The sequence below is a fragment of the Microbacterium sp. GXF0217 genome, from assembly GCF_054798195.1.
On record NZ_JBSJZG010000001.1, the window covers coordinates 167,869 to 190,509 of the forward strand.

25 protein-coding genes and 1 tRNA gene are annotated in these 22,641 nt (G+C 68.9%); 20 read left to right on the forward strand and 6 right to left on the reverse strand.

Annotation, left to right across the window (positions count from 1 at the left end):
• Nucleotides 1–13: 13 nt before the first annotated feature.
• On the forward strand, nucleotides 14–2,539 hold the full coding sequence (locus ACWAT3_RS00840; protein WP_460795094.1) for an Rne/Rng family ribonuclease: 2,526 nt from the start codon (nucleotides 14–16) through the stop codon (nucleotides 2,537–2,539).
• Here the strand turns inward: ACWAT3_RS00840 and ACWAT3_RS00845 are convergent.
• Complete coding sequence (locus ACWAT3_RS00845) at nucleotides 2,495–2,770, reverse strand: DUF4031 domain-containing protein (protein WP_460795096.1); 276 nt, start codon at nucleotides 2,768–2,770, stop codon at nucleotides 2,495–2,497. The two genes, ACWAT3_RS00840 and ACWAT3_RS00845, sit on opposite strands and share 45 nt — an antisense overlap.
• 225 nt (nucleotides 2,771–2,995) lie before the next feature.
• On the opposite strand from ACWAT3_RS00845, the gene rplU reads away from it, so the two are divergent.
• The 11 genes from rplU to ACWAT3_RS00900 all read left to right on the forward strand — a co-directional run bounded on the left by rplU (nucleotide 2,996) and on the right by ACWAT3_RS00900 (nucleotide 11,996).
• Nucleotides 2,996–3,304: a 50S ribosomal protein L21 gene (gene rplU / locus ACWAT3_RS00850; RefSeq protein ID WP_264155001.1), complete on the forward strand. Its 309-nt coding sequence runs from the start codon at nucleotides 2,996–2,998 to the stop codon at nucleotides 3,302–3,304.
• A gap of 20 nt (nucleotides 3,305–3,324) precedes the next feature.
• Nucleotides 3,325–3,582: a 50S ribosomal protein L27 gene (gene rpmA / locus ACWAT3_RS00855; RefSeq protein WP_243225898.1), complete on the forward strand. Its 258-nt coding sequence runs from the start codon at nucleotides 3,325–3,327 to the stop codon at nucleotides 3,580–3,582.
• A gap of 95 nt (nucleotides 3,583–3,677) precedes the next feature.
• The gene (obgE, locus tag ACWAT3_RS00860) at nucleotides 3,678–5,189 is read left to right on the forward strand and encodes a GTPase ObgE (protein ID WP_460795098.1); all 1,512 of its coding nucleotides are present in this window, start codon (nucleotides 3,678–3,680) and stop codon (nucleotides 5,187–5,189) included.
• The gene (gene proB / locus ACWAT3_RS00865; protein ID WP_460795100.1) at nucleotides 5,186–5,974 is read left to right on the forward strand and encodes a glutamate 5-kinase; all 789 of its coding nucleotides are present in this window, start codon (nucleotides 5,186–5,188) and stop codon (nucleotides 5,972–5,974) included. Before obgE ends, proB begins: the two co-directional genes overlap by 4 nt.
• A gap of 64 nt (nucleotides 5,975–6,038) precedes the next feature.
• Nucleotides 6,039–7,334 carry a glutamate-5-semialdehyde dehydrogenase gene (locus tag ACWAT3_RS00870; RefSeq protein WP_460795102.1) on the forward strand — a complete coding sequence of 432 codons (1,296 nt, stop codon included), beginning with the start codon at nucleotides 6,039–6,041 and terminating at the stop codon, nucleotides 7,332–7,334.
• Nucleotides 7,335–7,386: 52 nt separating this feature from the next.
• Nucleotides 7,387–7,611 carry a hypothetical protein gene (locus ACWAT3_RS00875; protein ID WP_376180527.1) on the forward strand — a complete coding sequence of 75 codons (225 nt, stop codon included), beginning with the start codon at nucleotides 7,387–7,389 and terminating at the stop codon, nucleotides 7,609–7,611.
• Nucleotides 7,612–7,618: 7 nt separating this feature from the next.
• A complete protein-coding gene (gene nadD / locus ACWAT3_RS00880; protein WP_460795105.1) occupies nucleotides 7,619–8,221 on the forward strand; it encodes a nicotinate-nucleotide adenylyltransferase in 603 nt (200 codons plus the stop codon).
• Nucleotides 8,218–9,402: a hypothetical protein gene (locus ACWAT3_RS00885; protein WP_460795107.1), complete on the forward strand. Its 1,185-nt coding sequence runs from the start codon at nucleotides 8,218–8,220 to the stop codon at nucleotides 9,400–9,402. Before nadD ends, ACWAT3_RS00885 begins: the two co-directional genes overlap by 4 nt.
• Nucleotides 9,402–9,779 (forward strand): ribosome silencing factor, encoded by a 378-nt coding sequence (rsfS, locus tag ACWAT3_RS00890; protein WP_460795108.1) that lies wholly within the window; start codon nucleotides 9,402–9,404, stop codon nucleotides 9,777–9,779. Before ACWAT3_RS00885 ends, rsfS begins: the two co-directional genes overlap by 1 nt.
• 1 nt (nucleotide 9,780) lies before the next feature.
• Entirely contained in the window at nucleotides 9,781–10,470 is a 690-nt protein-coding gene (locus tag ACWAT3_RS00895) for an SDR family oxidoreductase (RefSeq protein ID WP_460795110.1), read from the forward strand.
• Between the two features lie 479 nt (nucleotides 10,471–10,949).
• Entirely contained in the window at nucleotides 10,950–11,996 is a 1,047-nt protein-coding gene (locus ACWAT3_RS00900) for a YihY/virulence factor BrkB family protein (RefSeq protein ID WP_460795112.1), read from the forward strand.
• On the opposite strand, the gene ACWAT3_RS00905 is transcribed toward ACWAT3_RS00900, so the two are convergent.
• Together ACWAT3_RS00905 and ACWAT3_RS00910 are read right to left on the reverse strand one after the other, a co-directional pair.
• Nucleotides 11,978–12,661, reverse strand: a complete 684-nt coding sequence (locus ACWAT3_RS00905; RefSeq protein WP_460795114.1) for a response regulator — start codon at nucleotides 12,659–12,661, stop codon at nucleotides 11,978–11,980. The genes ACWAT3_RS00900 and ACWAT3_RS00905 overlap by 19 nt on opposite strands.
• Entirely contained in the window at nucleotides 12,658–14,259 is a 1,602-nt protein-coding gene (locus ACWAT3_RS00910) for an ATP-binding protein (RefSeq protein ID WP_460795116.1), read from the reverse strand. Before ACWAT3_RS00910 ends, ACWAT3_RS00905 begins: the two co-directional genes overlap by 4 nt.
• A gap of 146 nt (nucleotides 14,260–14,405) precedes the next feature.
• On the opposite strand from ACWAT3_RS00910, the gene ACWAT3_RS00915 reads away from it, so the two are divergent.
• From ACWAT3_RS00915 to ACWAT3_RS00925, 3 genes are read left to right on the forward strand one after another with little or no spacing between them, the layout of a single operon-like run.
• Nucleotides 14,406–15,437, forward strand: a complete 1,032-nt coding sequence (locus tag ACWAT3_RS00915) for a Bug family tripartite tricarboxylate transporter substrate binding protein (protein ID WP_460795118.1) — start codon at nucleotides 14,406–14,408, stop codon at nucleotides 15,435–15,437.
• Complete coding sequence (locus ACWAT3_RS00920; RefSeq protein ID WP_460795120.1) at nucleotides 15,434–15,979, forward strand: tripartite tricarboxylate transporter TctB family protein; 546 nt, start codon at nucleotides 15,434–15,436, stop codon at nucleotides 15,977–15,979. Before ACWAT3_RS00915 ends, ACWAT3_RS00920 begins: the two co-directional genes overlap by 4 nt.
• Nucleotides 15,972–17,549: a tripartite tricarboxylate transporter permease gene (locus ACWAT3_RS00925; RefSeq protein WP_460795122.1), complete on the forward strand. Its 1,578-nt coding sequence runs from the start codon at nucleotides 15,972–15,974 to the stop codon at nucleotides 17,547–17,549. The genes ACWAT3_RS00920 and ACWAT3_RS00925 overlap by 8 nt, the downstream gene beginning before the upstream one ends.
• Nucleotides 17,550–17,563: 14 nt before the next feature.
• On the opposite strand, the gene ACWAT3_RS00930 is transcribed toward ACWAT3_RS00925, so the two are convergent.
• A complete protein-coding gene (locus ACWAT3_RS00930; RefSeq protein WP_460795124.1) occupies nucleotides 17,564–18,097 on the reverse strand; it encodes a hypothetical protein in 534 nt (177 codons plus the stop codon).
• Nucleotides 18,098–18,168: 71 nt separating this feature from the next.
• On the opposite strand from ACWAT3_RS00930, the gene ACWAT3_RS00935 reads away from it, so the two are divergent.
• Together ACWAT3_RS00935 and ACWAT3_RS00940 are read left to right on the forward strand one after the other, a co-directional pair.
• Entirely contained in the window at nucleotides 18,169–19,008 is an 840-nt protein-coding gene (locus ACWAT3_RS00935) for a transposase (protein ID WP_460795125.1), read from the forward strand.
• A 50-nt stretch (nucleotides 19,009–19,058) separates the two neighbouring features.
• On the forward strand, nucleotides 19,059–19,367 hold the full coding sequence (locus ACWAT3_RS00940) for a hypothetical protein (RefSeq protein ID WP_460795127.1): 309 nt from the start codon (nucleotides 19,059–19,061) through the stop codon (nucleotides 19,365–19,367).
• A 74-nt stretch (nucleotides 19,368–19,441) separates the two neighbouring features.
• Here ACWAT3_RS00940 and ACWAT3_RS00945 read toward each other — a convergent pair.
• Nucleotides 19,442–19,517: transfer RNA gene (locus tag ACWAT3_RS00945), tRNA-Ala, on the reverse strand.
• 97 nt (nucleotides 19,518–19,614) lie between these two features.
• A complete protein-coding gene (locus ACWAT3_RS00950) occupies nucleotides 19,615–20,112 on the reverse strand; it encodes a hypothetical protein (protein ID WP_460795129.1) in 498 nt (165 codons plus the stop codon).
• Between the two features lie 84 nt (nucleotides 20,113–20,196).
• Here ACWAT3_RS00950 and ACWAT3_RS00955 point away from each other — a divergent pair, with 84 nt between their 5' ends.
• Genes ACWAT3_RS00955 through ACWAT3_RS00965 form a run of 3 tightly spaced genes read left to right on the forward strand, consistent with a single transcriptional unit; the run spans nucleotide 20,197 to nucleotide 22,639 of the window.
• On the forward strand, nucleotides 20,197–21,267 hold the full coding sequence (locus tag ACWAT3_RS00955) for an NAD(P)-binding domain-containing protein (protein ID WP_460795131.1): 1,071 nt from the start codon (nucleotides 20,197–20,199) through the stop codon (nucleotides 21,265–21,267).
• A gap of 53 nt (nucleotides 21,268–21,320) precedes the next feature.
• Nucleotides 21,321–22,112 (forward strand): hypothetical protein, encoded by a 792-nt coding sequence (locus ACWAT3_RS00960; RefSeq protein WP_460795133.1) that lies wholly within the window; start codon nucleotides 21,321–21,323, stop codon nucleotides 22,110–22,112.
• Nucleotides 22,109–22,639, forward strand: a complete 531-nt coding sequence (locus tag ACWAT3_RS00965) for a hypothetical protein (RefSeq protein ID WP_460795135.1) — start codon at nucleotides 22,109–22,111, stop codon at nucleotides 22,637–22,639. The genes ACWAT3_RS00960 and ACWAT3_RS00965 overlap by 4 nt, the downstream gene beginning before the upstream one ends.
• The last annotated feature ends 2 nt before the right edge of the window (nucleotides 22,640–22,641 follow it).

Below are 22,641 nucleotides of genomic sequence, written 5' to 3' on the forward strand. Positions count from 1 at the left end.
GAGTACGCCAGAGATGGCCGATGACAACAATGACAACAACACGCCGACCCACGATGAGAATGCAGAGCTCGCGCTAGACGCGACGCAGCAGACTCGTGAACCGGCCGACGGCCGGATCGAGGATGCGCCGGCCGCAGACGTCGCGGACGGATCCGTTGCGGATGTCGAGGAAGGCGCGCCCGAGCCCGCCGAGGCGGAGCCCGCATCGGCGGAGCCCGAGATCGAGTCGAGCGACGAGTCCGTGACGGCCGATGCCGAGGCAGCGACGGAGCCCTCCGAGCAGCCGGCCGCTGAGCCGGTCGATGCTCCCGCAGAGGCTTCCGCTCCGGCAGACGCTCCCGCCGAGCCGTCCGACGCACCCGCCGCGCCGTCCGACGCCCCCGCCGCGGTCGCCGAGCCCACGAACGCCGCGCCCACGGAGCCCGAAGCAGAGCCCGTGGCCACGCCGGAGCCGATCACGGCGGTGAGCCTCGGGCTGATCCCGGAGACGTTCGTCTCGCGCGTCTCGACGCAGCTGCACTTCTACGCACCAGAGGTCGCTCCGCTCCCGGCGCGCCCTGGCCGCGATCGCGATCGCGATCGTGATCGTGACCGAGATCAGGACGCGGAAGAGCCCGGTTCGTCCGCGCGCCGCGGTCGTCGCCGGCGCGGCGGCAGCGCTGAGGGCGAAGACGAGCAGCGCTCGGAGCCGCGTCAGCGTCAGCGCGTCGTCGAGTACATCACCGAGCCGAAGGCGATCAAGGGATCCACGCGTCTCGAGGCCAAGAAGCAGCGCCGTCGCGACGGCCGCGATGCCGGACGTCGTCGCCCCGTCGTCACCGAGGCCGAGTTCCTCGCACGCCGCGAATCCGTCGACCGCAACATGATCGTCCGCTCCAAGAACGGTCGCACGCAGATCGCGGTCATCGAGGACAAGGTGCTCGTCGAGCACTACGTGGCCCGCAACCAGGACGCTTCGCTCATCGGCAACGTGTACCTCGGCCGTGTCCAGAACGTCCTGCCCAGCATGGAGGCGGCGTTCGTCGACATCGGACGCGGGCGCAACGCCGTGCTGTACTCGGGTGAAGTCGACTGGGACGGCGTCGAGACGGGCAACCAGCCGCGCCGTATCGAGCTCGCGCTCAAGCCGGGCGACCGCGTGCTCGTCCAGGTCACGAAGGACCCGGTCGGCCACAAGGGCGCCCGTCTGACCAGCCAGATCTCGCTCCCCGGCCGCTACCTGGTGTACGTGCCGAACGGTTCGATGAACGGCATCTCGCGCAAGCTCCCCGACAACGAGCGCGCCCGCCTCAAGCGCATCCTCAAGGAGGTGCTCCCCGAGTCGAGCGGCGTCATCGTCCGCACGGCTGCCGAGGGCGCCACCGAGGACCAGCTGACGCGCGACGTGCAGCGTCTCACCAACCAGTGGGAGCACATCCGCAAGCAGGTCGAGAGCCAGCAGGCGCCCGCGCTGCTGCACGCCGAGCCCGACCTGCTCGTCAAGATCGTCCGCGACGTCTTCAACGAGGACTTCACGAAGATGCTCATCCAGGGTGAAGAGGCGCAGCGCACGATCCGCGCCTACCTCGAGAGCGTCGCCCCCGACCTCCTCGAGCGCGTCGAGGCCTACGAGGACGAGTCCGATCCGTTCGACGCGTTCCGCGTGACCGAGCAGATCGAGAAGGCGCTGGACCGCAAGGTCTGGCTGCCCTCCGGTGGCTCGCTCGTGATCGACCGCACCGAGGCGATGACCGTCGTCGACGTCAACACCGGGAAGTTCGTCGGCTCCGGCGGCAACCTTGAAGAGACTGTCACGAAGAACAATCTCGAGGCCGCGGAGGAGATCGTCCGCCAGCTGCGTCTGCGCGACATCGGCGGCATCATCGTCGTCGACTTCATCGACATGGTCCTCGAGTCCAACCGGGATCTCGTGCTGCGCCGTCTGGTGGAGTGCCTCAGCCGCGACCGTACGAAGCATCAGGTCGCCGAGGTCACCTCGCTCGGTCTCGTGCAGATGACCCGCAAGAAGCTGGGCCTCGGTCTGCTGGAGACCTTCAGCGAACCGTGCGAGGTCTGCGCCGGCCGCGGCGTCATCGTGCACCACGACCCGGTCGTCAAGCATCGCTCGAACAGCAGCGGCGGGACCCCGTCGAACCGCCGTCAGCGCGGCGGGGGACAGCAGAGCGCTCCGGCAGCGGCAGGCGCGACGCACAGCATCCCCGAGGGTGCGAAGTCGGCGCTCGCGCAGATCGCGGCTTCCACGCGTGCCGTCCCGTCCGAGACTCCGGATGCCGAGGTCATCGTCGAGGCGCCCGCCCCGGCCGAGCGGCCCAAGAAGACCCGCAAGAAGCGCTCTGAGCGCGCCAAGGCACCGCGCACCGAGACCGATGTGCTGCTCGACTCGGTGCTGGACGCTCTCCCCGAGCCCAAGGCGCCCGGTCAGGGACGCAACCGTCGTCGTGTGACCACGGCGGCCCTCACCGGCACTCCGGTGTCTGTGAACGCCGACTCCGGGTCAGCGGCTGCCGCGCCGGTCGCGGGCGGGGATGCGCAGTCCTGACGCGATCAGACGCCTGGTGAGCTCTTTGCCGCCCACGTGGGTGGCGCCTGCTGCGACGAGCCGGGGGATCATCTCCTCCGGCACGTCGTAGTGATCCAGGTCGAACGCGCGCGCCGGTACGCCGTTGAGCGCTGCGAAATCATGCAGCTCGGCCAGCGCGGCGTCGCTCACCAGGTGCGCCCAGAGCCGACCGTGTGCAGGCCAGATCGGGTCGTCGACGAGTACGGTCACCTCGCGATCCTATGTCCGGGCTCGACTCGTGCGACACGGCATCCGCTCGCTTTGCCACATCGTCCGCCATCCGGTAAAGTGGACCCTTGGTGCGCGAGCTGAACCGTCCCCAGGGCGGTCCGGATGAGCCCCGGTGCTCGCACCCGTCAGACCTGCGACGAACGCAGGCACAGTCTTTCCCGTGAGATTTCGGAGCTACAGGCTCCCCGATGAAACAGGTATCAAGTGGTTTACGCAGTAGTGCGCGCCGGCGGACGGCAGGAGAAGGTCGAGGTCGGCACGATCGTTCAGCTCGACCGTGTGCAGGCCGCCCAGGGCGAGAAGATCGAGCTGGCAGCAGTGCTGCTCGTCGACGGCGCCACGGTGACCACCGACGCCGACAAGCTGGCGAAGGTCAAAGTCACCGCTGAGGTTCTCGGCAACCTCCGCGGCCCGAAGATCGTCATCCAGAAGTTCAAGAACAAGACCGGTTACAAGAAGCGCCAGGGCCACCGTCAGGAGCTCACGCGCGTCAAGATCACCGGCATCAAGTAAGCACGAAGGGGAGCTGAGAAATGGCACACAAAAAGGGCGCGAGCTCGACCCGCAACGGTCGTGACTCCAACGCACAGCGACTCGGCGTGAAGCGCTTCGGCGGCCAGACCGTCAACGCCGGCGAGATCCTCGTCCGCCAGCGCGGCACGCACTTCCACCCCGGCGTGAACGTCGGCCGTGGCGGCGACGACACGCTGTTCGCTCTCGCAGCAGGCTCGGTCGAGTTCGGCGCGAAGGGCGGCCGCAAGGTCGTCAACATCGTCGCTGCTGCCGAGTAACACAGCACAGCAAGCATCCGAACGGGGCGGGCTTTTTGCCCGTCCCGTTCGTGTATTCCCGCCGTCCAGATCAGCCCAGGAACCGAGGACATCACATGGTCACGTTCGTCGACACCGTGACGCTCCACCTGCGTGCAGGCAAGGGCGGCAACGGCTGCGTCTCCGTTCATCGCGAGAAGTTCAAGCCGCTCGGCGGCCCCGATGGGGGCAACGGCGGAGACGGTGGCGACATCGTCCTCGTCGCGGACACGCAGACTGGAACGCTGCTGTCCTACCATCACTCGCCGCACCGCTCGAGCGGCAACGGCGGCTTCGGCATGGGCGACCACCGCTCCGGCTACGCCGGGGAGACGCTCGAGCTCCCGGTCCCGGTCGGCACGGTCGTCAAGGATGCCGATGGCCAGGTCCTTCTGGACATGGTGATCCCCGGTGAGCGCTTCGTCGTCGCCCAGGGCGGACGGGGAGGGCTCGGCAACGCCGCTCTCGCCTCGCCGAAGCGCAAGGCACCCGGTTTCGCCCTGCTGGGCACACCGGGCTTCGAGGGCGACGTCGTCCTCGAGCTCAAGACCGTCGCCGACGTGGCGCTGGTGGGGTACCCGTCGGCCGGCAAGTCCAGCCTGATCGGTGCGATCTCCGCCGCGCGTCCGAAGATCGCCGACTATCCGTTCACCACGCTGCATCCGAACCTCGGCGTCGTCCAAGCAGGAGATGCCCGCTACACGGTGGCGGACGTCCCCGGCCTCATCGAGGGCGCCAGCGAGGGACGCGGCCTCGGCCTCGAGTTCCTTCGCCACGTCGAGCGCTGCTCTGCTCTGCTGCACGTGCTCGACTGCGCGACGCTCGAACCCGGTCGCGACCCGATCAGCGACCTGGATGTCATCGTCGCCGAGCTCGCCGCCTACGAGGTTCCCGAGGGTCAGATCCCGCTGCTGGACCGCCCGCAGCTCATCGCGCTCAATAAGGTCGACGTGCCAGAGGCGCGCGATCTGGCCGAACTGGTCCGCCCTGAGCTCGAGGAACGCGGCTTCCGCGTCTTCGAGATCTCCACGGTCTCGCACGAGGGCCTGCGGCCGCTGACCTTCGCGCTCGGCGAGATCGTCGAGAAGCACCGTGCCGAACTCGCCGTCGAGCCGCCGCGGGAGCGCGTCGTCATCCGACCGAAGGGCTCCCAGAAAGAGTTCAGCGTACGCGTCGAAGGCGGCACGTACGGCAACGTCTACCGCGTGCTCGGCGAGAAGCCGGTGCGGTGGGTGCAGCAGACCGACTTCCAGAACGAAGAAGCCGTCGGCTACCTCGCCGACCGCCTCGAGCGCCTCGGCGTCGAGGACGAGCTGTTCCGCCTCGGCGCGACCCCCGGCGCGACGGTGGTCATCGGCGAGGGTGACGGCCTGGTGTTCGACTGGGAGCCGTCGATGTCCTCAGCTGCCGAGCTCATGGTCGCGCCCCGTGGCACCGATCCGCGCTTCGCGGCTCAGAACCCGCGTCGTACGACGAGCCAGCGCCGCGAGCAGTACTACGAGCGGATGGATGCCAAGGCCGCGCTGCGCGCCGAGGCCGAAGAGCGCCGCCTCGTCACCGAGGAGGATCTCGACGAGGACCAGGCATGACCGCTCGCACCCGCGCCGAGCTCGCCACCGCGACACGCATCGTGGTCAAGGTCGGCTCGTCGTCGATCAGCGGTGAGGCCTCCTGGCGCATCCCGATGATCGTGCACGCGCTGCAGAAGGCGCACGGTCGCGGGTGCGAGATCGTCCTGGTGTCGTCCGGGGCCATCGCCACCGGCATCCCGTTCCTCAACCTGGATGCCCGGCCCACCGATCTCGCCACCCAGCAGGCTGCCGCGGCCGTCGGACAGAACATTCTGGTGTACCGCTACCAGGAGGCGCTGCGTCCGTTCGGAATCGTCGCCGGACAGGTGCTGCTCACCACCGGAGATCTCGAGACGCCGACCTCCCGCAGCAACGCGCGCCGCGCCATGGAGCGCCTCCTCGGGCTGCGCATCCTGCCGATCGTGAACGAGAACGACACCGTCGCGACGCAGGAGATCCGGTTCGGCGACAACGATCGGCTCGCCGCGCTCGTCGCGCAGCTCATCCAGGCGGATGCCCTCGTGCTGCTCAGCGACGTCGAAGCGCTCTACACCAAGCCCCCGACGGATCCGGATGCCGAGCCGCTCGACGTGATCGCGGCCGACGCGGACCTCGCGGGGCTCGAGTTCGGTGCGAGCGTCGTCAACAGCGTGGGCACCGGCGGCGCGGCCACCAAGGTGTCCGCCGCTCGGCTCGCCGCGGCATCCGGAATCGGCGTGCTCGTGACGAGCGCCGACCTGATCGACCGAGCGCTCTCGGGCGAGCACATCGGCACCTGGTTCGTCCCCGCGACCCAGGCCTGATCACCGCGCTCCGGGCGCCGTCATATCGGCCCTGGCGCGATCGGGCGCTGGATAAACTGGGCTGATGAGCGTCGAAACCCTCACCGCAGCCGTCGAGACCGTCGGAGCGGACACCGCAGGTCCGCAGGAGCGCCTTGTGCTCGCCAAGGAGGCGTCGCGCGCCGTCGCCCAGCTCACCAGCGACGCCAAGGCCGACGCCCTCGAAGCGATCGCACGGGCCATCGAGGCCGGCGCTGAGCAGATCATCGCCGCGAACGCCGCAGACATCGCGCGCGGCGAGACCGGCGGAATCGGTGCTGCTCTCATCGACCGACTGCGTCTGGACGAGAAGCGCATCGCCGGGCTGGCATCGGCCGTTCGAGAGGTCGCTGCGCTGCCCGACCCTGTCGGGCAGGTCGTCGGCGGGCACCGGATGCCCAACGGCGTGGCGCTGCAGCAGGTGCGCGTGCCGTTCGGTGTGGTCGGTGCCATCTACGAGGCCCGGCCGAACGTGACCGTCGACATCGCGGCGCTCGCTCTGCGATCCGGCAACGCGGTCGTGCTCCGCGGCGGCAGCGCGGCACGGAACTCCAACACGGTGCTCGTCGAGATCATGCGCGCGGCACTCGTCGGCGCCGGTGTCACCGCCGAGGCGATTCAGACGGTGGACGACTTCGGCCGCGACGGTGCGAAGGCGCTCATGCACGGGCGCGGCTTCATCGACGTGCTCGTGCCGCGTGGCAGCGCGTCGCTGATCGAGACCGTCGTCACGGAGTCCACGGTTCCCGTGATCGAGACCGGCGCCGGCGTCGTGCACATCGTGCTCGATGAGACGGCACCGGCCGACTGGGCGACCGACATCGTCGTCAACGCAAAGGTCCAGCGCCCCAGCGTCTGCAACGCGGTCGAGACCGTGCTGGTGCACCGCCAGGCCGCGCCGCGGCTGATCCCGCTCGTGGCCAGCGCGCTGCAGAGCGAGGGCGTCGCCGTGCACGGCGATGATGTCGTGGCCGGCCTGGTCAGCAACGTGATCCCCGCGACCGAGGAGGACTGGGCGACCGAGTACCTCAGCCTCGACATCGCCATCAAGGTCGTGGATTCGCTCGACGAAGCGCTCGCGCACATCCGCCGGTACAGCACTGGTCACACCGAGTCGATCATCACCACCGACACCCGCAACGCCGAGCGCTTCCTGGCGGAGGTGGACTCGGCGGTCGTCATGGTCAACGCGTCGACCCGCTTCACCGACGGCGCGGAGTTCGGCTTCGGTGCCGAGGTCGGCATCTCGACCCAGAAACTGCACGCCCGCGGGCCGATGGGGCTCTCCGAACTCACCAGCACGAAGTGGCTCGCGCGTGGGGCGGGGCAGACGCGCGGCTGAGCGATAGGATGGGGGAGCGCGTTCGCGCCCCCGGTCACGAAACGGAGCAAGGATGAATCTCGTCGCACAGTTCGCGATGGCAGCCGCTGAGACCGAGCATCACGGCAATGTGGCGCTCGAAACGCTGATCTTCGGCGTCATCGCCGCGATCGTCTTCGCGCTCCTCGGTCTGGTGACCTTCTCGTACCGCCATGTCGCGAACCGTCACTCGGCCAAGGCGGAGGCCTGGGCTGCGCAGCACGGCAAGGACGGCCACGGGGCTGGGCACGGCCACTGAGCCGCGGATGGAGCACACGAACTCGCGGGCACCGCGTATCGGGGTGATGGGCGGAACATTCGATCCGATTCATCATGGTCACCTCGTCGCGGCGAGCGAGGTCGCGCACGAGTTCGATCTCGATGAGGTGGTCTTCGTTCCCACCGGTCGTCCGTGGCAGAAGCGCACGGTCACGCCCAGTGAGCACCGCTATCTCATGACCGTGATCGCCACGGCATCCAATCCGCGGTTCACCGTCAGCCGGGTCGACATCGATCGCAAGGGCGACACCTACACGATCGACACCCTGCGCGATCTCAAGAACCAGCGGCCGGATGCGGAGCTCTTCTTCATCAGCGGCGCGGATGCCGTAGCGCAGATTCTCAGCTGGAGGGACCATGATGAGTTGTGGGATCTGGCCCACTTCGTCGCGGTCTCGCGTCCAGGACACGTTCTGAGCACCGACGGCCTCCCGAGCGACGACGTCAGCCAGCTGGAGGTGCCGGCTCTGTCGATCTCCTCGACGGATTGCCGGCAGCGCGTCGAAGAGGGCGAACCGGTCTGGTACCTGGTCCCCGACGGAGTCGTTCAGTACATCGCGAAGCATCACCTGTATCGGAGCAAGGCATGAGCACATCGGACAGCGAAGGGAAGGAACCGCTGACGCGCAAGCAGCTGCGGGAGATCCGCCTGACTGGCGCGACACCGGTGATCACGGAGGAAGAGGCGGCGGAGGCCGCGTCCGTGCCGCGCGCGCCTCGTGCTGCCGACCCAGTGCAGGTCGCGCCGGCTCCCGTCGCGGACGATTCCGTCGACCTCGGAGCTCAGCCCCTCACACGGCGCCAGGCACGCGAGCAGGAGCGCATCCGCACGGCTTCCGTGCCCGTGATCGGTGCCGAGGAAGCCTCAGCCGCTCAGGCGGCTGCTGAGGACGACGCCGCGGAGACGGCAGACGAAGCTGCCGAAGAGCCCACCGAGTCGGAAGAACCGGCGATCGTCTCCGGCGTGCCGGTCTTCGCTCCGGCGGCTGCGTCCGCTCCGAGCGACGACGAGACCGCGGAGGCGGAAGAGTCCGACGATGAGGCCGCAGGCACCGCCGAGACGGGCGCCGAGCCCGAGGCCGACGCCGAGCCCGAGGGGGAGAGCGCCGCTGCCGATGCTGTCGGGAGCGACGAGGAAGAGCCCGCTGAAGAGCCTTCCGCATCGTCGGAGGACGACACGGATGAGCCCGCCGAGGCGGAGCTCGCCGACCTCGGAGTCGACGCGGACGCCATCGAGCACACCGATGACCCGTCCGAGCAGGGCGAGCGCCCGACCGTGAGCCCGATGTTCGGTCAGAGCGTGCTGTCCGAAGAGAAGAAGACTCCGCCGTTCACGCCGTCGTTCGACGAGCTCATCACGGTCGGCGATTCCACCGGGTCGCAGCACCTCGCACCCAGTGCGCTGATCTTCAACCCGCCGCCTGGGGAGGGTTCGCTCTCCGGGCCGGTCGCTTCCACCGGCGAGGTGCTCATCACCGGGTCCTACGATCTCCCGGAGGGTCTCGGCTCTCAAGGACACGCGAAGGGGACCACCGACGGCAAGGACATCGATGCGGTTCTCATCGATGGCGAGCTGCCGCCGGCATCCTCTCCCACGCCGATCGCGGCGAGCTCCGCGATCAGCACCATCAAGCCCGCCGGCGAGGTCATCCGTCCACCAGCACCCGAGAAGGGCAACAAGCTGATGCTGATCCTCGCGATCACCGCCGGCGGTCTCGCTCTCGCGCTGGCGGCCGCGCTGATCATCGCCTTCACCACGAATGTGCTGTGATGCAATCACCTGAAACCGCGGAGCAGATGCTCCAGATCGCCGCGAACGCGGCGGCTTCCAAGGGCGGCGAGGATCTCCTCGCACTGAACGTCTCCGAGCCGCTTCCGCTCGTCGACATCTTCCTTCTCGTCACCGGAAACAGCGAGCGCAACGTCGCCGCGATCGCCGACGAGATCGAAGACAAGCTCATCGAGGCCGGACACAAGCGCGTCCGCCGCGAGGGACGTGCCGAAGCGCGCTGGGTCCTGATGGACTTCGGCGACCTAATCGTGCATGTGTTCCACGCGGAGGAGCGCGTCTACTACGGCCTCGAGCGCCTCTGGAAGGACTGCCCTGTGGTCCCGATCGAGCTGGCAGAGCCCGCAGACCGCGCCTGACATGGCCGTCCACTTGCTCACGGGTGCCGGCTCCGGAATCGGCGCGGTGCTCGCACGCCGGCTGCTCGACCGCGGGGACGAGGTCATCGTGCTCGCCCGCGACATCGGGCGCGCACGGGAGATCTCTGCGTCGCTTCCCGGCGCGGGAACGCTCGTCGGCGACCTCGCCAACCCGGGACGCCTGTCCTGGGCGCTGTCCAAGCAGCAGCTGCCGGATCGCATCGACGCACTCGTGCACGTCGCGGGCGTCGTCGATCTCGGAGCGGTGGCCGACGTGCCGGTGTCCCTGTGGGAGCACCAGCTGGCGGTGAACCTCATGGCGCCGGCGGAACTGACCCGGCTGATGCTTCCGGTGCTGCGTGTCTCGCGTGGACAGGTCGTGTTCGTCAACTCGGGAGCAGGTCTGCACGCGCACGCGGGATGGTCGGCGTACGCGGCATCCAAGCACGGGCTCAAGGCCCTGGCGGATTCCCTGCGGGCGGAGGAGGCTGAGCACGGCATCCGTGTGACGTCGGTCTATCCTGGCCGCACCGCGACGCCCATGCAGGCGCGCGTGCACCAGCAGGAGGGGGCCGAGTACGAACCGGAGCGGTTCATCGATCCCGAATCCGTTGCCACGACGATCCTCGCCGCACTCGACCTGCCGCGCGACGCGGACATCACGGACGTGACGGTCCGGCCGGGCGCCTGACCATCGCGGAACGGATGCCGCGCAGCCTTCTGCCCGCGGTGTCAACCCTCCTGCGCTCGGCGCGGGCGGCGACCAGCATGGTGTGCACCCGACGCTGGAGGTTCCCATGCCCGTCTTTCTCTGGCGGCGCTTCGTATGAGCGGAACCGAAATGCGTCGCGGTGCGAGTGCGCGACATCTCCGACGCGTTGGAGGACATCGTGCGAGAACGTCCGACGGCCTTCCCACTCGATCCGACACTGACCCCGCTCGTCGGACGAGCGTGTCAGGCCACCGCGAGCGCGATCGCCGTGATCGGATCGTCGGACGGGGATGCGCATCGCGCGCGCGAGTCAGCCGCGCACGAGGTTCGAATGCTGGTGGAAGCTCTGGTTGCGGGGCAGCCGGCCGCACGCAGCATCCTGGGCCCCGGGATCCTGGTGGCGACGCATCTTCGGCGTATCATCGTGCTCCTGCATGTTCAGCCGAGAAGAGGAGACGATGTCCAGAGCCCATGAGGACGACGCGTCCGTCTCGCCGACGCCGTGGCGCCTCGGGCGCGAGGCCTGGGCGCTGGCGACACGACGCGCGGTGCGCAAGTTCGGAACCGACTGGTGCCCTGATGCGGCCGCAGCGCTGACGTTCTACGCGCTGCTGGCCGCCGTGCCCGCGTCGATCGCCGTGATCTCGGTCATCGGACTTCTCAGCCGGGACGGCGCACGCCTCGAGAACCTGATGCGTGCGGTGGAGCCGGTGCTTCCCGAGGGCGCCGCAGCGGCACTGCGCGAACCGTTGGCGGCGCTCGCGGACACGCGCGCAACGGGATGGGTGCTGGCGGCATCCCTCCTCGTGACGGTCTGGTCGGCGGGGAGATACATCACGTCGTTCAGCCGCGCCGCCAATCGCGTGTACGGCGTCGAGGAGGGGCGACCGTTCTGGAAGTCGAAGCCGATGCACCTCCTGCTCACCGCGGTGCTGATCGTGCTGGTGTCTGCTGCAGTGCTCCTCGCGATCACGGGTGAGCGGGTGTCGCGCGGTGTCGGTCAGCTCTGGGGAGTCGGAGAGGTCGGGCTGTTCGTCTGGTCTGTCCTTCGGTGGCCGGCGCTGGCGGTGGTGACGATCGTCCTGATCGCGATCCTGTACTGCTTCGCGCCCAACGTCGCGCCGCGGAGCTTCCGCTGGATGAGCCTCGGTGCGGTGGCTGCGCTGCTCGTCTTCGGCATTGCCTCAGCGGGGTTCGGGTTCTATGTGACCGTGATCGCTGACTACGAGCGCTTCTACGGACCGTTCGCGAGCGTCCTGATCTTCCTGCTGTGGCTGTGGATCGCGAACATGGCGCTGCTGATGGGTGTCGAGATCGATGTCGAGCTGGAGCGCGTGCGCCAGCTGCGAGAGGGGCTCCCGGCGGAGCGCCAGGTGCAGGTCGAACTGCGCGATGCCTCGGCGATCGCTGCGGCGGTGCGCCGAGACCTCGACGAGGAGCACAGAGCGGAGCGCCTCAGGCAGGATGGGGCGGACGCGCAGCCTGCTCAGGAACGCGATCGGTAGCGCAACTCGGGGCGGCCGACGCTGCCATAGGTCGGGGTGCTCTCTGCGAGACCCGAATCGACGAGCCGTTCCAAGTATCGCCGCGCGCTGACACGCGACATCCCGAGCGCATCGGCGACCTCGGATGCCGACATCGCGGCCTCCCGGGACTCCAGGGCGGAGGCGACGCGCTGCAGCGTCGCGGGGGAGACCCCCTTGCGCTGCGCGGCGATGGCGACCGCGTCATGCCGCATGAGCGCATCGACGGTGGCCTGGTCGAGTTCGCCGGTTCCCGTGAGCTCGGCGTCCCGTGCGATCACTCGCCAGACGTCGTCCAGGCGCTCGTGCAGCGTCTGCATCGGGAAGGGCTTGACCACGTAGTGATGCACGCCATGCGCCCTGGCACGCCGAACCGTCTCCAGGTCCCGGGCCGCGGTGACGGCGATCACCTCGACATGCGCCCCGGCGGCGCGAGCCCGACGGAGCACTTCGATGCCGGACATGTCCGGCAGATAGACGTCCAGCAGCATCACGTGCGGTGCGAGCTCGTGCACAGCGCGCAGGGCATCGGCCCCGGTCGGTGCGACACCGACGACCTCGAACCGGGGATGCCGCTCGACGAATCCGCGCGTCACATGCGCGACGGCGAAGTCGTCCTCGACGACGAGTGCACGCAGCCGGGTCATCGAATCGTCCCTGCGGGCTGTCCCATCGGCATGCGCACGGTGAAGCGCGCACCGCCCGTGGGCGACGGCCCGAGATCGATGGATCCGCCGCGTCGCTCCACGATGCGGGAGACGATCGTCAAGCCGTAGCCGCGCTGGCGGTCGTCCGGCTTGGTGGAGAAGCCGAGCCGGAACACGTCGCCGCGCCGCTCGAGGGGGACACCCGGGCCGTCATCCTCGACGGCGACGCGAATGCCTCCACCGGCTTCGTGGGTGAGCGCGATGCTCACGTGGCCGCCCTGCCCCGCGGCATCCAGAGCATTGTCGAGAAGGTTCCCGACCACGGTGCTCAGATCGTCTCCTCCGCTGTCGGCCGGCAGCTGCGAGTCATCGGTCACGGTCAAGACGACGCCGAGCTCGCGTGCACGTGCCCGTTTCGCGAGCAGGATGGCCGCCAGCTCGATGTCATGTACGCCGGTGGGGGCGTCCAGGCGATTGAGTGCTCCGCCGTCTCCGACGCGCTCGACGACTCGGCGCGCAGCGTCCACCTCGCCCAGCTCGATGAGTCCGCCGATCGTGTGCAGGGTGTTCGAGAACTCGTGCTGCTGGGCGCGCAGGCCCTCCGCCAGGCTCTGCGCACCGGCGAGCTCGCGCAGCGCATGGTCGAGTTCGGTCCGGTCCATCAGCGTGACCACGGTGCCGACGCGGCGGCCCTTGACCCGTACGGATGCCGCACGCGCCAGCAGCACCCGTTCACCGGACAGGACCAATCGCTGGGCGGCATCGTCATCGGCATCCGCCTCGGCGATCACGAGCGTCAGGTCCTCCAGCAGCTCGGATGCTGCGCGTCCGACGGCCTCGGCCGGTGACTCCAACCCGAGCAGGCGTGCTGCTGAGTCGTTGCACAGGGAGACCCGCCCCTCTTCGTCCAGCGCGAGCATGCCCTCGCGGATGCCGTGCAGGGTCGCCTCCCTGGTCTCGAGGAGCCCTCGGATCTCTTCCGGTTCGAGTCCGAAGATGCGGCGCCGCACGATGCGCGCGACGCCGGTGGCCGCGACGACGCCGACGACGGTCGCGCCGCCGAGCGCGAGCAGGAAGCCGGTGATGTCGCCCAGGAAGTCGGCGCGCAGATCCGATTCCAGGATCCCGACCGAGACCTGTCCGATGACCGTGTCGTTCTCGTCGAAGACCGGCACCTTGACGCGCCAGGATTCGCCGAGCGTGCCGGTCTGGGTCCCGGTGTAGATCTCGCCAGAGAGGGCGACGGTCGGATCGGTGGAGACCGGCTCTCCGATGCGCTCCGGGTTCGGATGCGAGAAGCGGATGCCGTCGTGATCCGTGACGACGACGTATGCCACGTTCGACGAATCGCGGATCAGCTCGGCGATCGGCTGGATCACCGCTGCCGGATCCGCATCGTCGTACGCGGCGACGACGGTCGGGAGCTGCGCGACCGACTGGGCGACGGCGATCATGCGCTCCTGCGAGGCTTCCCGGATCTGCCGCTCCTGCGTGAGCATCGCGGCCAGCCCCACGGTCAGCACGATCGCGAGCACGATGACGACCTGCAGCAGCACCAGCTGCGTGCGGAGCGTCATCGCCTTCACCACGTCTCCCATGCTAGGCGTCTGCCGCTCGAGCACTGTTCGACCAAAACGACCACAATCCGTCGTTTCGTACGCAACCTGTGCCCGGAGCGACAGCGGTCCAAGGTGGGCGTGACACCCCGGCACTGTCGCCGGGCCGAGGACTCGAGGAGGAGTTCATGACACAGCACACCCGCATCCGCACCCGATTCGTCTGGGGCGCAGCCGTCGGCGTCGCCGCACTCACGCTCGCCGCGTGCTCCGGTGAGGCTCCGTCCGGTGGCGGCGACGGAGGAACGGGCGGCGAGATCACGATCGACAGCGTCGCCGTGATCGCTCCGGCGGACCCCGGCGGCGGCTGGGACCAGACGGCGCGCGCCTTCGCGCAGTCCGCGACCGCCGACAAGCTCGTCTCCTCCGCGCCTGTGAGCAACATCGGCGGCGCCGGAGGAACCGTCGGTCTCGCCTCGCTCGCGACCGAGACGGACCCGAACACACTCATGATCACCGGCAGCGTCATGGTGGGCGCCGTCGAGACCAACGCCTCCGACGTGCGCATCGAGGACACCACGCCGATCGCCAAGCTGACCGAGGAGCCGCTGGTGGTCGTCGTCCCGAAGGACAGCCCGTACGACACGATCGAGGACTTCGTCGACGCCTGGGTCGACGAAGGGGCCGATATGGCCGTGACCGGCGGCTCCGCCGGAGGCATCGACCACATCCTGGCCGGGCAGCTGCTGACCGAGGCGGGAGTGGACGCCGCCGACGTGCCCAGCACCCTCAACTACATCGCGAACTCGGGCGGCGGCGAGGCACTGACGCTTCTGCTGGGCGGTCAGGTGCAGGCGGGGATCTCCGGTGTCGGCGAGTTCGCGCAGCAGGTGGATGCCGGAGAGCTGAAGGCCCTTGCCGTGTCGTCGGATGAGCCGGCCGCGCTGCTCCCGGAGGTGCCGACGCTCACCGATGAGGGCATCGACATCGTCGTCACGAACTGGCGCGGCCTGATCGCCCCCGGGGACATCTCGGAGGACGAGAAGGCAGCGCTCGAGGACCTCGTCACGGAGACGCACGACGGCGCCGCGTGGACGAAGGTGCTCGAGACCAACGGCTGGACCGACGCGTTCCTGGTCGGCGAGGACTTCGCATCCTTCCTCGAGGGCGACATCGCCTCGACCCAGGAGACGCTCAAGACCATCGGGTTGATCGAATGAGCGAGTCGATCACGACGGGAGCGTCGGCGATCGTCGGGGCTCCCCGCTCCCGCACGGCAGGTGAGCTGGTCTTCCTCGTCGTGATCGCGGGCTTCTCGGCCGTCGCGCTGGTGATGACCGGGTTCATCCGGGAACCGATGGGGTCGTCGAACGTGCTCGGAGCGCGCGTGCTGCCCTACGCGGTGACCGGGCTGATGCTGCTCGCGTCGCTCGGGGCCATCATCGCGGTTCTCCGAGGCGATGTGGGACAGCCGGACGAAGCGGAGGACATCGACACCGAGGCCCGCACGTCCTGGAAGACGGTGCTGCTGCTCGTGGTGTCGTTCGCCTCGCTGATGCTCGTGATCCCGCTGCTCGGCTGGCCCGCGGCAGTGGCCGTCCTCTTCAGCGGAGCGGCGCTGGCGCTGGGCGCTGCGCGCTGGTGGATGGCGCTGATCATCGGCGCAGCCCTCGGCATCCTGACGCAGGTGCTGTTCGGGACGCTTCTGGGGCTGTCGCTGCCGCCGTTCGGGATGGTGCTTCCGGGGGTGTTCGGTGGATAGTCTGCAGCTGCTCATGGACGGCTTCGCGACGGCGCTGCAGCCGCAGTACCTGCTGTTCGCGTTCATCGGGGTGCTGCTGGGCACCGCGATCGGGGTGCTCCCCGGCATCGGGCCGGCGATGACGGTCGCGCTGCTGCTGCCGCTGACGTACTCGCTGGATGTGACGAGTGCGATCATCATGTTCGCCGGCATCTACTACGGGGGCATGTACGGCGGATCGACGACCTCGATCCTGCTGAACACCCCCGGGGAGTCCGCCTCCATCGTCACGGCGATGGAGGGCAACAAGATGGCCAGAATGGGCCGCGCGACGGCCGCGCTGGCCACCGCGGCGATCGGCTCGTTCATCGCCGGAACGATCGCCACGGCCCTCCTCACGCTGTTCGCGCCGTTCATCGCCGACTTCGCGGTCACGCTGGGCCCGGCGGACTACTTCGCCCTCATGATCGTGGCGTTCCTCACCGTGGGGGCGCTGCTGGGGTCGAGCCCGATCCGAGGGATCGTGTCCCTGTCGATCGGACTCTTCCTCGGACTCGTCGGCACCGACACGCTGACCGGACAGGCGCGGTTCACCTTCGGCATCCCGAATCTGGGCGACGGCATCGATGTCGTCATCGTCGCGGTCGGTCTCTTCGCGGTCGGTGAGGCGCTCTACGTCGGGTCGCGGCTGCGACAGGGGACGCTGCCGATCATCCCGGTCTCGGGGAGCTGGCGCACCTGGATGTCGCGCTCGGACTGGAAGCGGTCCTGGAAGCCGTGGCTGCGCGGAACCGTCATCGGCTTCCCGATCGGCTCGATCCCGGCCGGCGGCGCGGATGTCGCCACGTTCCTGTCCTACGCCACGGAGAAACGCCTCGCGAAGGATCCGTACCGGCGCCAGTTCGGGAAGGGCGCGATCGAGGGCGTGGCAGGTCCGGAGGCGGCGAACAACGCTGCCGCGGCCGGCGTGCTCGTTCCGCTGCTGACGCTGGGTCTGCCGACGACGGCGACCGCGGCGATCATCATCTCGGCTTTCCAGACCTACGGGATCCGTCCCGGCCCGCTGCTGTTCGATACGCAGCCGGCGCTGGTATGGGCACTCATCGCGAGTCTGTACATCGGCAACGTCGTGCTGATCATCCTGAACCTGCCGCTGGTGGGGATGTGGGCGAAGCTGCTGCGGATCCCGCGGCCCTACCTCTACGCCGGGATTCTGGTGTTCGCGGGGCTCGGCGCCTATGCCGCGAACTTCACGGTCTTCGACATCGGCGTGCTGCTGCTGCTCGGCGTGATCGGGTTCTTCATGCGTCGACACGGATACCCGGTGTCGCCGATGGTCGTCGGCGCCATCCTCGGACCGATGGCAGAGGAGCAGCTGCGCAAGGCGATGGCCATCAGCCAGGGGGACCCGCTTTATCTCGTCCAGAGTCCCGGTTCGATCGTCATCTACTCGGTCATGATCGTGCTGATCGTGCTCGGGCTGTGGCTGAAGCGCCGCCAGGCGCGTTTCGAGCGAGCTCTGCCCGATATCGACACTGCGACGATCCGGACGGTGGATGCCGAGATCGCCGATCAGCTGCGTGAGCGGTGACGCGCGGTCGCGCGCTAGTGGACGAGCGCTTTCAGGATCACGAAGACGATGCCGAAGCAGGCGGTTCCAAGCGCACCGGCGAGACGGACGATCAGCGGACTGCCTCGGCGGAGAAAGGCGATGTAGCCGAGCAGGGCGAGGATGACGGTCCCGGACCACAGGGCGAGATCGTTCGCAGTGCCGTCCGGGACCACCCGCGTGGTGCCGGCGAGCAGGATCACGCCGGGAACGGCCGCGGAGCTCAGCATCCCGAAGGAGTGCGCCAGCGAATGCCGCAGAGCGGAGCCGACACCGGTCGGTATGCCCGCTTCGTCCTCGTCACCGACACGGGCGACGGTCCCGGCGTAGACGTGCGCGGACCAGAACACCAGAACGGTGACCCCGACCGTGATGAGCACCACGGCCGATGACTCACCGTGTGCGGATGACACGGCGATCAGACCGCTCATGAGGATCGTCCCGTAGACGGCCGCCTCGGTTCCAAAACCCGGCCTGAGCGCACGATGGATCTTGAGGAGGCCGTGTTCGCGCGGAGAGGGGGACGACATGCCGCCAGTTTAGGGCGAGACGGTGCCTGCGCTCGATGACCTGGGAACCGGTCCGGGAGCAGAATGGGCAGATGACCGACACCCTGGAGGAGATCGCCGCCGAGTTGTACGCGGTCGCGCCCGACGCCTTCGTCTCGGCGCGGAACGAGCGCGCCAAGGGCATCGCCGATCGAGAGCTGGCCGCGGGCGTGAAAGGGCTGCGCAAGCCGCTCGCGCCGGCATGGGTGGTGAACCTGTTCGCCCGCGAGCGTCCCGGTCAGCTCGCACAGGCGCTCGAGCTGGCGGAGGCGCTGCGCGAAGCGCAGGAGGACCTCGATGCGAAGACGCTGACGGCGCTCTCTCGCCAGCGCCGCACGCTCGTGACGGAACTCGCGCGCGCCGCGACCGGCCTCGCCGAGCACACCGGCGTGCCGGTGTCAGCGGCGACCACCGAAGCGGTCGCGCAGACACTCAACGCGGCGATGCTGGATGCCGCAGCCGCCGATGCCGTGGCGTCGGGGCGCCTGATCCGCGCTCTGGAGCCGTCGGGCGCTGATGCGGTGGACATCTCGGATGCGGTCGCGGGCGCTGTGCCGCATCGCCCGGTCCGCGAGACCCCGCCGGACGAGTTGAGCGACCGGCGTGCGCGCAAGGAGGCCGAGAAGCGCGTGCGCTCGGCCGAGCAGCAGGTTGAAAAGGCGGAACGGCGGCTGCGCGAGGCAGAGCGCGAACACGACACCTCAGTGCGCCGGCGGGACGACCTGCGTCGTGAGGAGGCCGATCTCGAGGCGGAACTGGAGCGGGTCCGCGCCAGCGGTCGCGCGGCGGCGGATGCGGTCGAACACGATCAGGAGACGAAGGATGCCGCGGAGCGCGAGCTCACGGCCGCACGGGACGCGCTCGCTGATGAGCGCGCGCAACGCCCAGGCTGATCGGGATCCGAATCGTCCCGGTCACGCCCGGGCACGCGCACGGGCGTGGATTGGATCGGCGTCGCGAACCGCATCATGCGATCGGGGTCATCGCAACCGGAATCTCCATTGCGCCGAGTCTGATCGGCGCGGCGCTGTTCCTGCCGAGCGGCGCCCCGGCGACGGCATCGATGTTCGTGGTCGGAGTGCTTCTGGTCGTCGCTGTGGCGATGGCGGTCCCGGTGTTCGTGGGGATGGCTGTCGCCAACGCGCGAGGGCGATGGCCGCTATGGCTGATCATCGCCGTCGTCGCCTTCGCCGTCGTCTGGGGGATCACGCCGTTCTTCGGTTCGCTCGGAGTGTTCTGGGCTCCGCGGTGAGCGCACAGCTCGCAGCCGACAGCATGACGAAGGGCCGAGAGCCCGCATCATGCTGCGGACTCTCGACCCTGATCTGGTGGACCTGAGGGGACTCGAACCCCTGACCCCCTGCATGCCATGCAGGTGCGCTACCAGCTGCGCCACAGGCCCAGATGCTGCTCCGTAGAAGCCGGGGCAACTCGAAAAGAATACAACAGGATCGACGCCGGGCGCGAATCCGGCCGGGATCTCGGGAGTGTTCCATCGCTCATGGCGTCATCGGGCTGATGTCCACGTCGATGCTGGCGAAGGGGAACGGCGAGAAGACGGCGTAGCTCGCGCCCGGATCGGGCAGCGGCGTCAGCGCGAACCACACGTACGAGATCAGGATGCCGGCCGCCGTCACGATCGCGATCACGGCGGCGACCCTGTCGATCATGCGGATCGCGCCGGCCTCGTCGGCAGCGGATCGGACGACCCGGCCGATCACCCAGATCACCGCGAGCGTCAGGACGATCGGCATGAAACCGCTCGGCTGCAGCGTCAGCGACGCGCACATCGGCTGCTCGGGGGTCGGCTGGCCCGCGGCATCCAGATACCCACCGTCCGCGTCGAGCCCGCCGGGGCACCAGCCTTTGCTCCCGCTGATGAAGAACCAGCTGGCGAGCGCCGCCAGGATGCTGACGACGATGAGCCGACGCAGGCGCAGCAGGATTCCAGCCCCCGGCACCAGCGTGGTCCTCGGCGCGATCGATGTATCCGTCATGTTCATCCCCCGTCCCGCCATCCTGACACAGGCGGGTCGATCGGTCACGGAACATCCGCGCGTCCTGCCGCGTTCTCCCTCAGCGTGGACATCTTCGACAGCATCGTGATCGGCGCAGGCCAGGCGGGACTGTCGACCTCGTACCACCTCCAGCGGCTCGGCGTCGGACACCTCGTCCTGGATGCCGACGGTGCGCCGGGCGGAGCCTGGCAGCACCGGTGGGACGCACTGACGATGCGCGATGTCCACGGCGTGGCCGAGCTGCCAGGGGCGACGCCCCCGCGGCGTGACGACCGCCAAGCGAACCAGGCCGTGCCGGCGACGTTCGACGCCTACGAGCGCGAGCACCACCTGCCGGTCGTTCGCCCCGTCGCCGTCGACCGGGTGACGGACGATGCCGGCATCCTCATCGTCCACGCCGGGAATCGTGAATGGCGCACCCGCACGATCGTGAACGCGACCGGCACCTGGACCCACCCCTTCCTGCCGCACTACCCGGGCATGGAGACGTTCCTCGGTGAGCAGTTGCACACGGTCGACTACCCGGGGCCTGCGCATTTCCGGGGTAAGCGCGTGCTCGTCGTCGGAGGGGGAGCGTCGGCCGTGCAGTTCCTCGGCGCGCTCGCGCCCCTCACCGAGACGCTCTGGGCGACCCGCAGCGAACCGGTCTGGCGCAGCGACGACTTCACTCCGGAGGCGGGGGCCGCAGCCGTCGCCCTCGTCGAGCAGCGCGTCGCGCAGGGCCTTCCGCCGCAGAGCGTGGTGAGCGTCACGGGTCTCATGCTGCGCCCTCAGGAACGCGAGGCCGAGCGCCTGGGAGCATATGCCGCTCGACGGCCCATGTTCGCGCGCATCGAACCGGACGGCGTCCGCTGGGCCGACGGATCCTTCGAGCGCGTCGACGTGATCCTCTGGGCCACAGGCTTCCGCCCGGCGATCGCCCACCTCGCGCCGCTGCACTTGCGCAGCGCTGCCGGAGGCATCCAGCTCGACCGGGGCGGCCGCGGCACGACCGCCGTCGCCGATCCCCGCGTGCAACTGGTCGGCTACGGCCCCTCCGCCAGCACGATCGGAGCGAACCGCGCCGGCCGCACCGCCGCGAAGGGCGTCCAGCGCGCGCTCGAAGCGCGCACCGCGAGCATCGCCGCTAGCTAGCCGGCCGGGTCCGCGGTCTGCGGTGCGACAGGACTTGCCAGTAGCCTGAACGCGTGATTCGGATCATCGTTCTCATCGTCTGGCTCCTGCTGTCGATCTGGCTCCTGATCTGGGTCGGTGAGGGCCTGTTCGGCGTCGACCAGAGCACATCGATCCTGCCGTTCAACAGCGGCGACGGACTCGCCGGTCCCATCATGATCGGCGTCGCGTGGGGGCTCATCCTCACGTTCAGCGGTTTCGCCTCCGGCATGTCCCGAGGGCCCGCGCTGCGCGGTGAGACGGCGGTCGGTGTGGGCCGGATCCTCGAATCGTCGCGCACCGGACTGACCGTCAATGACGTCCCGCAGTACGACATCTTTCTGCGAGTCGCTCCGACCGATGGCACGGAGTTCATCAGCCGGGTGCGCACACTCGTCCCGACGACGGATGCCGTGGCGATGCAGCCGGGGGTGCCGTTGCCCGTGCGGTACAACGCCACCGATCACGATGCCGTCCAGCTTGCCGACATCAACGACCCGCTGGTGCGCGAGGCGATGCTGGACTGGCGGATCGCTCGTGGACTCATCGATCCGCAACAGGTCCGTGCGCGGCGCCACGGCCTTCAGGCTCCGGCATCCGTTCTGTCGATCCGGCCGACCGGCACGCGACGCGAGGGACAGAGCGAGTTGGCCGTGCGACTGCTGATCACGCCGGAGGGGAAGGCGAGCTGGGAAGCAGTCACCACGGTCTTCGCCTACCCGGAGGCGATCGCGCGTCTGCAGGTCGGCTCGCCCGTCTGGGCGCGGTACATGCGCGAGGATCCGCACACCGTCGCCCTCACGATCGAGCAGGAGGCCGGGCTGTGAACGTCATGGACACGGTGGTCTGGCTCGCGAACTTCCCCGTCAGCCACGGCTACGCGATGGTCTTCATCGCCGGATTCTCGCTGATGGGTCTGTGCGCGCAGTCCTTCCGATCGATCGGCGGCCGCTCGCAGCTGTCCCTCATCCGTGAGCGCGAGGGGCTTCCTGAGCCGGAGTCCGCCAGCTCAGGACGCCGCGTCCTCGCGCACATCCAGCGGATCTTCTTCCGCGTGCTGACCGTGGTGATGACGGCGGGCCTCGTGCTCGGCATCCTCTCGCTCATCGGCGTGCCCGTCACCTCGGCCTACATCCTGGAGAACGGGCAGCCGGCGGTCGCCACGCAGCAGAACGACTTCGTGACCTTCACGACGGCGACGGGGGAGACCTACACGCTTCCCGACGACTTCTTCACTCCGTCGATGTATCCGGATCGGGACGCCTACGTGCCCTCGGATGCCGAGATCGTCGTGCGCTATCTGCCGTCGCACCCGCAGGCCTATGTGATCGACACGACGGAACTGGCAGACTGATC

What these genes read in the sequence shown, in the direction of transcription:
- rsfS (WP_460795108.1), top strand. Translation starts at nt 9,402, where the DNA reads ATGCAATCACCTGAAACCGCGGAGCAGATGCTCCAGATCGCCGCGAAC.
- ACWAT3_RS00920 (WP_460795120.1), top strand. Translation starts at nt 15,434, where the DNA reads ATGAGCGAGTCGATCACGACGGGAGCGTCGGCGATCGTCGGGGCTCCC.
- nadD (WP_460795105.1), top strand. Translation starts at nt 7,619, where the DNA reads ATGGAGCACACGAACTCGCGGGCACCGCGTATCGGGGTGATGGGCGGA.
- rpmA (WP_243225898.1), top strand. Translation starts at nt 3,325, where the DNA reads ATGGCACACAAAAAGGGCGCGAGCTCGACCCGCAACGGTCGTGACTCC.
- obgE (WP_460795098.1), top strand. Translation starts at nt 3,678, where the DNA reads ATGGTCACGTTCGTCGACACCGTGACGCTCCACCTGCGTGCAGGCAAG.
- ACWAT3_RS00900 (WP_460795112.1), top strand. Translation starts at nt 10,950, where the DNA reads ATGTCCAGAGCCCATGAGGACGACGCGTCCGTCTCGCCGACGCCGTGG.
- ACWAT3_RS00910 (WP_460795116.1), bottom strand. Translation starts at nt 14,259, where the DNA reads ATGGGAGACGTGGTGAAGGCGATGACGCTCCGCACGCAGCTGGTGCTG.
- ACWAT3_RS00915 (WP_460795118.1), top strand. Translation starts at nt 14,406, where the DNA reads ATGACACAGCACACCCGCATCCGCACCCGATTCGTCTGGGGCGCAGCC.
- proB (WP_460795100.1), top strand. Translation starts at nt 5,186, where the DNA reads ATGACCGCTCGCACCCGCGCCGAGCTCGCCACCGCGACACGCATCGTG.
- ACWAT3_RS00950 (WP_460795129.1), bottom strand. Translation starts at nt 20,112, where the DNA reads ATGACGGATACATCGATCGCGCCGAGGACCACGCTGGTGCCGGGGGCT.
- ACWAT3_RS00885 (WP_460795107.1), top strand. Translation starts at nt 8,218, where the DNA reads ATGAGCACATCGGACAGCGAAGGGAAGGAACCGCTGACGCGCAAGCAG.
- ACWAT3_RS00870 (WP_460795102.1), top strand. Translation starts at nt 6,039, where the DNA reads ATGAGCGTCGAAACCCTCACCGCAGCCGTCGAGACCGTCGGAGCGGAC.
- ACWAT3_RS00875 (WP_376180527.1), top strand. Translation starts at nt 7,387, where the DNA reads ATGAATCTCGTCGCACAGTTCGCGATGGCAGCCGCTGAGACCGAGCAT.
- ACWAT3_RS00935 (WP_460795125.1), top strand. Translation starts at nt 18,169, where the DNA reads ATGACCGACACCCTGGAGGAGATCGCCGCCGAGTTGTACGCGGTCGCG.
- ACWAT3_RS00930 (WP_460795124.1), bottom strand. Translation starts at nt 18,097, where the DNA reads ATGTCGTCCCCCTCTCCGCGCGAACACGGCCTCCTCAAGATCCATCGT.
- ACWAT3_RS00840 (WP_460795094.1), top strand. Translation starts at nt 14, where the DNA reads ATGGCCGATGACAACAATGACAACAACACGCCGACCCACGATGAGAAT.
- ACWAT3_RS00905 (WP_460795114.1), bottom strand. Translation starts at nt 12,661, where the DNA reads ATGACCCGGCTGCGTGCACTCGTCGTCGAGGACGACTTCGCCGTCGCG.
- ACWAT3_RS00895 (WP_460795110.1), top strand. Translation starts at nt 9,781, where the DNA reads ATGGCCGTCCACTTGCTCACGGGTGCCGGCTCCGGAATCGGCGCGGTG.